At 67.6% G+C, this 8,017-nt stretch carries 7 protein-coding genes and 1 pseudogene; 3 read left to right on the top strand and 5 right to left on the bottom strand.

The window, feature by feature from the left end:
* The first annotated feature begins 93 nt into the window (after positions 1-93).
* Together KDB67_RS17150 and KDB67_RS17145 are read left to right on the top strand one after the other, a co-directional pair.
* The gene (locus KDB67_RS17150) at positions 94-1,494 is read left to right on the top strand and encodes an FAD-binding oxidoreductase (protein WP_291018140.1); all 1,401 of its coding nucleotides are present in this window, start codon (positions 94-96) and stop codon (positions 1,492-1,494) included.
* A gap of 11 nt (positions 1,495-1,505) precedes the next feature.
* Positions 1,506-3,062, top strand: coding sequence for an acetolactate synthase large subunit (locus KDB67_RS17145; protein WP_291018137.1), 1,557 nt, complete (start codon positions 1,506-1,508; stop codon positions 3,060-3,062).
* Positions 3,063-3,151: 89 nt separating this feature from the next.
* On the opposite strand, the gene KDB67_RS17140 is transcribed toward KDB67_RS17145, so the two are convergent.
* Together KDB67_RS17140 and KDB67_RS17135 are read right to left on the bottom strand one after the other, a co-directional pair.
* Positions 3,152-4,219: an alpha/beta hydrolase gene (locus KDB67_RS17140; RefSeq protein ID WP_291018134.1), complete on the bottom strand. Its 1,068-nt coding sequence runs from the start codon at positions 4,217-4,219 to the stop codon at positions 3,152-3,154.
* Positions 4,219-5,805, bottom strand: a complete 1,587-nt coding sequence (locus KDB67_RS17135; protein ID WP_291018143.1) for an AMP-binding protein — start codon at positions 5,803-5,805, stop codon at positions 4,219-4,221. The genes KDB67_RS17140 and KDB67_RS17135 overlap by 1 nt, the downstream gene beginning before the upstream one ends.
* A 38-nt stretch (positions 5,806-5,843) precedes the next feature.
* On the opposite strand from KDB67_RS17135, the gene KDB67_RS17130 reads away from it, so the two are divergent.
* On the top strand, positions 5,844-6,188 hold the full coding sequence (locus KDB67_RS17130) for a hypothetical protein (protein WP_291018131.1): 345 nt from the start codon (positions 5,844-5,846) through the stop codon (positions 6,186-6,188).
* An 11-nt stretch (positions 6,189-6,199) separates the two neighbouring features.
* Here KDB67_RS17130 and KDB67_RS17125 read toward each other — a convergent pair whose 3' ends face one another.
* From KDB67_RS17125 to KDB67_RS17115, 3 genes and pseudogenes are all read right to left on the bottom strand, one after another.
* Positions 6,200-6,742: a GNAT family N-acetyltransferase gene (locus KDB67_RS17125; RefSeq protein ID WP_291018128.1), complete on the bottom strand. Its 543-nt coding sequence runs from the start codon at positions 6,740-6,742 to the stop codon at positions 6,200-6,202.
* Entirely contained in the window at positions 6,739-7,818 is a 1,080-nt protein-coding gene (locus KDB67_RS17120; protein WP_291018125.1) for an alpha/beta fold hydrolase, read from the bottom strand. The genes KDB67_RS17125 and KDB67_RS17120 overlap by 4 nt, the downstream gene beginning before the upstream one ends.
* A pseudogene (locus KDB67_RS17115) lies at positions 7,818-8,017 on the bottom strand (hypothetical protein); the annotation flags it as partial. The gene KDB67_RS17120 and the pseudogene KDB67_RS17115, both read right to left, overlap by 1 nt.

Here is an 8,017-nt window from a genome sequence, read left to right as displayed (position 1 = left end):
CGCGACCAGGTGGCCGCGCGCGCAACGATGACTTGAACCCAGATTCAGCAGACTGCGTCCGCCATCGGCGCCGGGGGAGTAGCTTGGCTTCCCATGGGCGACGACGCCACCGGTGCGGCCGGTGAATTCAGCAACATTGTCGGTGAACACGATCTGCTGACCGGTGACGCGATCGGCCCCGACTACGCCCACGACGAGGCGCTGGTCGGGGAGCCGGTGACGCCGCGGTACGTGGCCAGGCCGCAGACCGCCGAGCAGGTGGCTGAATTGCTGGCGGCGGCGTCGGCGGCCGGGATCCCGGTCACCGCACGCGGTTCCGGCACGGGCCTGTCGGGAGCCGCCCGCCCCCACGCCGACGGACTGCTCATCTCCTTCGAGAAGATGGCGTCGACCCTGGAGATCGATACGGGCAACCAGGTGGCCGTCGTCCAGCCCGGCGTGACTCTGGCGGATCTGGATACGGTGACCGCCGAACACGGGCTGGTGTACCAGGTATTCCCCGGCGAACTGTCGGCGAGCCTCGGCGGCAACGTGGCCACCAACGCAGGTGGTATGCGCGCGGTGAAATACGGGGTGACCCGCCACAATGTGCTCGGTGTGCAGGCCGCGCTCGGCACCGGCGAACTGATCCGGGCCGGCGGCAAGATCACCAAGATCTCCAGCGGCTACGACCTCACCCAGCTCATCATCGGCTCTGAAGGCACTCTCGGGCTGGTCACCGAGGTGACGCTGAAACTGTATCCGCGCCTGGCGCATTCGGCCACGCTGCTGGTGCCGTTCGCCGACCTGGAGGCCATCACCCACGCAGTGCCCGCGGTGCTGCGTACCGGGGTCGATCCCAACATCCTCGAATACATCGACAGTCTCACCCTCGCCGCCATCGCCCACGCGCAGGGCCTGACCCTGGGCATCCCCGCCGACATCGAGCAGACGGCGCAGGCATACCTGGTGATCGGCCTGGAGAACCGCGACCACGACCGCCTCGACGGCGACGTGGAACTGCTGGGCGAACTCGCCGAGTCGTTGGGTGCCATGGACCTGTATGTGCTGGAAGGACATTCGGCCCATTCACTCATCGAGGCACGCGAACGGGCCTTCTGGATGGGCAAGTCCGCCGGCGCCGACGACGTCATCGACACCGTGGTACCGCGCGCTCAGATGCACGAATTCCTCGACAAGGCACGACAATTGGCGAGTGAGGCGAACGCCGGGGTCATCGGGTGCGGACATGCCGGCGACGGGAACGTGCACCTGGCGGTGTTCTGCCCGGACGACGACACCCGGCACGGGCTGTTGCACCAGATCTTCGCCACCGCGATGGAACTCGGCGGGGCCATCGCCGGTGAGCACGGTCTCGGCCGCGTCAAAGCCAGTCATTTCGCGGAGTTGGAAGACCCCGCCAAGATCGCCCTGATGCGCCGCATCAAGGCGGCCTTCGACCCGGCAGGGATTCTCAATCCCGGTGTACTGCTTACTAATTCGGATGACAAGTAAGGAAACCGCAGATGACCACTGGCGCTCAGGCCCTCATCTCCACCCTGCGCGATGCGGGCGTGCAGGTATGTTTCGCCAACCCCGGTACGTCCGAAATGCATTTCGTCGCCGCACTCGACGACGTCCCCGAAATGCACGGCGTGCTCTGCCTTTTCGAGGGAGTGGTGACCGGCGCCGCCGACGGCTACGGGCGCATCGCGGGCACTCCGGCGGCCACCCTGCTGCATCTGGGCCCCGGCATGGGTAACGGGTTGGCCAACCTGCACAATGCGCGCCGCGCGCACGTCCCGCTGGTCAATGTCGTCGGTGATCACGCCACCTATCACAAGAAGTACGACGCCCCGCTGGAATCGGACATCGAACCGCTCGCGGAATGGACGCATGGCTGGGTCCGGCGCATCGAATCGGGCGAGACCATCGGCGCCGACGCTGCCGCCGCGGTCGCGGCCGCCCAGGCCAGTCCCGCACAGGTGGCCACGCTGATCCTGCCTGCCGACATCTCGTGGAGTGAGGGCGGGGAACTGGCCCGTCCGGCCGAGCCCGAACCGGCGACGGCCCCGGACGACGCGGTCGTCGCCGAGATCGCCGAAATCCTGCGCAGTGGCGAACGCACCGTCATCCTGATCGGCGGTCCGGCCACCGGTGAGGCCGGGCAGAACGCGGCCGACCGGATCGCCGCCGCGACCGGCGCGGTCCCGCTCGTCGAGACCTTCCCGACCCGGCACACCCGTGGTGCCGGAATCCCCGCGATGGATCGCCTGGGCTACCTGGCCGAGGCGGCGATGGCGCAGCTCGACGGTGTCAAACACCTGATCGTCGCCGGAACCGGTGCTCCCGTCTCGTTCTTCGCCTACCCTGGCAAACCCAGCAGCCTGGTACCCGAGGGCACCCAGGTGCACACTTTGGCGAGCCTGGGCACCGACGTCGTGGCAGCCCTGGAACAGCTTGCCGATGCGGTGGCCCCCGGCACCGAACCGCGACCGGCCCCGGCCACCACCACGGAACTGCCGACCGGTGATCTCACCGTCCAGAACTGGGTGCAGGTGATCGCCGCCCTGCTGCCGGAGAACGCCATCATCTCCGACGAGAGCAACACCTCGGGGCTGATGCTGCCTGCCGCCACCGCCGGCTGCCCACGCCACGATGTGCTGACGCTGACCGGTGGCGCGATCGGACAGGGACTACCGGTCTCGACGGGCGCCGCAGTCGCCGCCCCCGACCGCCCGGTGATCGCCCTGCAGGCCGATGGTAGTGCCGCATATACGATTTCGGCGTTGTGGACGATGGCCCGGGAGAACCTGAACGTCACCGTCGTGCTCATCAACAACCACGCCTACGCGATCCTGCGGCTGGAACTGATGCGCACCGGTGCGGGCCAGGGCGGACCCAAGGCGCGTCAGCTGCTCGACCTGGCCAACCCGGACATGGACTTCTCGAAGATCGCCGCCGGATTCGGCGTACCGTCCACCGTCGCCACCACCTGCGAGGAACTCGCCGAACAGTTCAGTGCCGCGCTGGCCGAGCCGGGTCCGCACCTGATCGACGCCCGTATCCCACCCATGCTCTGACACTGCCGTCACAAACCCCACCAATAGCCCCCGGCATCGCAATAGTCTCCTCGCCGGCGCTGAGCGGTGGGGTTTGTGACGCGCCGATTCTATGTCCGGGGCACCATCGCTGCGGTGATCTCGGCCCCGGCCTCCTGCGGCACCAGATGCCCGACCCCGGCTAGCTCGACGTAGCGGGCGCCGGGGATCAGCCGGGCCAGCCGCATCCCGTTGCCGACGGGCATCAGCGGATCGCGGTTGCCGTGAATGACGGTGGTGGGGGCCTTGATCCGGGCCAGCCGGTCTGCGCCGTGCCAGCACCATAGGGCGCGGGCCTGGGCCATCATGCCGCCGCGCGGCGTGAGCCGGGCCATGATCTGGCCGACCAACTCCTCGATCACCTCGGGATGGGCTTCGGCGAAACCGGGTCCGGTGATGGGTCCCCAGGTGTCGGCGAGGAACTTGCCGATATCCTCGCCCTTGCCGGGCGAGTCGAGCAGCGAGGTCATCACCGACAGATCGGGCAGGATGTGGTCTGGGGTCGGTGGTCGGGTGCCGCACAGGATCAGTTCGTCGACGACCTCAGGATGCCGGATCGCCAACTCCTGGCTGATCATTCCGCCCATCGACAACCCGATCACCGACGCCCGGTTGATCCCGCAGGCGGTGAGGACATCGTAGGCGTCGTCCGCCATGTCGGCGACGGTGAACGGGGCGGGGGCGGTACGCGACCATCCGGTGCCGCGGTTGTCGATACGGATGACGCGGTAGCGAGATTCCAGGTCGGCCAGCCACGCCGACGGCCAGGTGACGCCGTTGGCGGTCCAGCCGTTGATCAACAGCAGCGCGGGCGCGGTTTCGGATCCGCCGACGTGCCAGTGGACCTTCGGGCGTGCGACGCCCGGCCGCAGCTGATGCGCATCTGCCACGGCGGCACGTTCTTTGCGGCGCCACCGGGTCGACTGGCGTTCGATACCGGTCAGCTTCTCGGCCGGCCGCAGCCACAGTTCGGCCAGCGCCCGGGTGCGGGCCTCGTTGCGGATCCCGATCTCGGTCAGCGTGCCGATCAGCTGATTGGTGGCCAGCGGCGAGAGCACCTTGCCGAACGTCTGGGTCGCGGAATCGGTGAGTGAAGTGGGCATGGTGACCGTCTGTTCTGAGTGAATTGGTGTGGACATCAGATCATCTTGCGCCGCAATAGTTTTCCTGTTGCGGTGCGGGGCAGGGCATCGGTGAACTCGATGATCTTGGGGACTTTGAAACGGGCGAGTCTGCCGGTCACCAGCTTCTTGACGTCGTCCTCAGTGAGTATCTCCCCGTCGGCGACGACGATCACGGCCTTGAGGACCTGACCGAACCGTTCGTCGTCGACGCCCACGACCGCGGCTTCGACGATCCGCCCATCACCGTTGAGCAGATTCTCCACCTCCAGCGGGTACACGTTCTCGCCGCCCGAGACGATCATGTCGTCCTCGCGGCCCACGATGAACAGCCGCCCGTCGGCGTCGAAATAGCCCTTGTCGCCCGACGACAACCCGCCGCCCGCCGACTCCTTGGTGGCGCCGTTGGTGTAGCCGTCGAAGCGGAAGGAGTTGGCGACGAACACCCGTCCGACGGTGCCGTCGGGAACCGGATTGCCGGCGTCGTCGAGGATCGCGATACCGACTCCGGTGACGCGACGCCCGGCGGTCGTCGGGTGCCGTCGCAGATCCGCGGGGCCGGCGATGGTGGCCAGCGCGACCTCGGTGGAACCGTAGATGTTGTAGAGCACGGGGCCGAACCGGTCGAGGGTTTCGGTGACCAGCCCCGGCGCGATGGCCGAGCCGCTGGAGGCGATGAACCGCAGTGAACCGGTATTGAACCGGGCCAGCGTCGCGGGGTCGAGATCGCAGATGCGTCGCAGCATGGTGGGCACCACGATCAGGCCGTCAGCCTGAAAGCGATCGAGCTGGGTGATGGTGTCCGACGCGGAGAACGCGGGAGTGGTCACGATGGTCGCCGACATTCCCAATCCCAGCAGCAGCCCGTTGAGACCCCACGCATGGAAGAACGGGGCCGGGATGACGAGGGTGTCACGCAGCCGGAACGGGATCGACGAAAGTACCGACGCAGCCGCGTCGAGTGCGTTGGCCCCCGACGAGCGAGCCGCACCCTTGGGGGTTCCGGTGGTGCCGGACGTGAGGATCACCAGTTTCGATTCGCGCTGCGGCGGGGCCAGACGGCGGGTGTGCAGGGCGCCGATCAGTCCCCGCAGCCGCTCTCCGTCGAAGCATTCGACGTCCGGCCGCGACGACAGCAGCCCGACGAGGTCGGTATCACCGAGCACCGCCGTGATCGATTCGGCCGCGACCACATCGTCGAGCTGTGGGCCGCTCATCGCGGTGTTGAGCAGCACGACGGTCGCGCCGAGTTTCGCCGACGCGATCAGCGCGCGCACGAACATCGGCGAATTGCGGCACAGCACACCGACTGTGGTGTCCTCGGAGAGTCCGTGCGCACGCAGCCCGGCGGCCAGCGCATCGGTCTGTGTCCACATCTGCCCGTAGGTCATCCGCTCGCCGGGTCCGGTCACCGCGACCACCTCGGGATACCGTGCCGCCGACGCCGCCAGTCCGGCGAGCAGACCGGTGCCGTAGGGCAGGGCCGCGAGCATCGCCCGCGGCAGCCGGTCGGGACGCTCGAACAGCCGGGTGTTCGCCCGGGCCAGGACCGCCGAACTGCGTAGTTGCCGCAGGAGACCGGAAAGCTCGGGTGCGGGGGTCATCGTGGCCACCTCACGATCCTTTCGTTAGTTTGATGGGCGTGTGGAATGCATATCGACGCCTGGCCGATCAGTACGCCCGGGCCTGGTCCGCCGGAATCGGCTGTGTCAGCGACAAATGGGCCGATGCGATCGACTACTCCGGGTTCGTGCTGCCGGTCGCGGCCGTCAACGTCCGTTCGGCGGTGTCGTCGGTGCCCGGCGGAACCCGGCTGGTCGCCGCCGCCGACGACGCGTACTCGGCGATCACCCCGCCGCTCATCTCGGCGGTGGAAGCGAACTACGCTGCTGCCGAACGCATCCTGTCCGCACAGCGGGGCTGGGTGGTCGCCTACCTCAAGATGTACTCGCCGGATCCGGCCGGTCACGTCGGGCAGAACGGCTAGCCGGACCCGTCTCAGGCCAGGGCGTCGACGATGCCGACGGTCTCGAGGTTCTCCCAGTTGGTGTCCACGTGGTGCGCCAGCATGAGGATGTCGTGCAGTGCGCCGTTGTGGTCGCGGATGTGGTCGCGCAGCAGGGCCTCACCGGTGAACCCGAGGTCGGTGAACAGTTCGACGACCGCGTCGGATTCGGTGGTCAATTCCACCACCACCTTGCGCAGCCCGGCATCGACCGCCGCCCGCAGGGAGTGCTGGACGAGCTTGCGGCCCAGGCCGCTGCCGCGCACATCCGGGTCGACGACCAGCCGCAGCTCGCCGACGTGGTCGGACCAGCCCGGCAGCCGGTTGACGGTGGCGTAGCCGACGATGGTTCCCGCCGTGTCGCGGGCGATCCAGCGCAGTTCCGGATTGTCGGCCAGGCGCGCGATGTAGTCGGTGTCGTCGACGAGCACCCGGATCGCGGTGATGTCGCCGTCGCCGAGTTTGCCCAGCAGGGTGCGGAATTCGGCGATGTCGCCGGCGGTGATGTTGGTGATGGTGATGTCCGGGTCGCTCACGCGCGCACCTCGCTCTGCTTCTTGAGAAATTCGATGATGGTGGGGATGGTGGTCTTGGCCGCGGTCCGTCCGACGACGAGGCCGATATGCCCGCCCTTGAGCCTTAGTTGTTCCGAATCGGTCGAGCCGACCAGGTCGTTGACCGGCGAAGCCACGTCGAGGGGGACGATGTGGTCCTTCTCGCCCAGGACCGACAGGAACGGAACGGTGATGTCGCGCAGGCTGATCCGGTCGCCGCCCAGGGTCACCGTGTCGTTCATGAAGGCATTGTCGTCCATGAGCATGTGGAACATCTGGCGGGCGGTCGCGCCGGGCAGCGGGATGTGGTCGGTGCTCCAGCCGTTCATCGCCTGGTAGGCCGCCACGTAGTCGTCGTTCCACATCCGGTCCAGCAGGTCGACGTAGCCGGTCACCTCACCGACCGGGCGCAACGTGCGGAACGAGTTGTAGATGACGCTGCCGGCGATATTGCCGTCGTCGCCGATCAGATCCTCGACGTCGGTGCCCACCTGCCGGAATGAGTGGCCCATCGGCATCTTGTCGTAGTCGACGGGGCAGGCCACGACGGTGTGGCTGCGGATCGGGGCATCGGGATGGTGCGCGCCGTGCAGCAGGGTGAGGTTGCCTCCGAAGCAGTAGCCGAGGATGTTCACCTCGTCGCAGTGCGAGGTGCGGCAGGTCGCCTCGATGGCGGCGGGGATGGCGCCGTCGGCGTAGTACTCCAGATTGTTGCGGGCGTCGCGCTCGTCCGGCACGCCCCAGTCGAGCAGGTAGACGTCGAGGCCCGCGCCGAGCAGGTGCTCGATGAAACTGTTGCCCGGCGACAGGTCCAGGATGTAGGCCTTGCTCACCAGGCTGAACACGATCAGCAGCGGTGGGCGATACCGTACGTCGTCGTTGCGATAGCGATACAGCCGGGCACGGCCGTTGCGCCACACCACATCCCGGGGCGTGGCCCCGACCTTGGGTTTGCCGACGCCGGCCACCATCTTGATTCCGTTGCGGGCGCGCAGCGAGTTGCGTTCGACCTCCTTGCGGATCCGGTCGACGGCGCCCAGGGGGTTGGGAATGTCCACTACTGGTTCTCCTTGCGGTCCCGGGATTCCTCATCGCTGTGGGATCGATCGACGTGATGGGCCTGTTCGCCCAGTTCCAGACGCAGCTGACGGACCTCGTAGTCGAGTTCGCCGATCTGACGGCGCAGCTTGCGGACGTCGGAGCCTGCCGGGATGTTCACCAGATGCCAGAGCGCGGCATTGGCGTCCTCGATGCGTT

This window comes from Gordonia sp. (in: high G+C Gram-positive bacteria) (assembly GCF_020438995.1).
In the GTDB taxonomy this organism is placed as follows: Bacteria; Actinomycetota; Actinomycetes; order Mycobacteriales; family Mycobacteriaceae; genus Gordonia.
This window is presented reverse-complemented; position numbering and strand designations above follow the sequence as displayed.

Bases quoted from the DNA above. Each gene is read 5' to 3' on its own strand.
- KDB67_RS17150 (WP_291018140.1), top strand. From the start codon at position 94: ATGGGCGACGACGCCACCGGTGCGGCCGGTGAATTCAGCAACATTGTC.
- KDB67_RS17145 (WP_291018137.1), top strand. From the start codon at position 1,506: ATGACCACTGGCGCTCAGGCCCTCATCTCCACCCTGCGCGATGCGGGC.
- KDB67_RS17140 (WP_291018134.1), bottom strand. From the start codon at position 4,219: ATGTCCACACCAATTCACTCAGAACAGACGGTCACCATGCCCACTTCA.
- KDB67_RS17135 (WP_291018143.1), bottom strand. From the start codon at position 5,805: ATGACCCCCGCACCCGAGCTTTCCGGTCTCCTGCGGCAACTACGCAGT.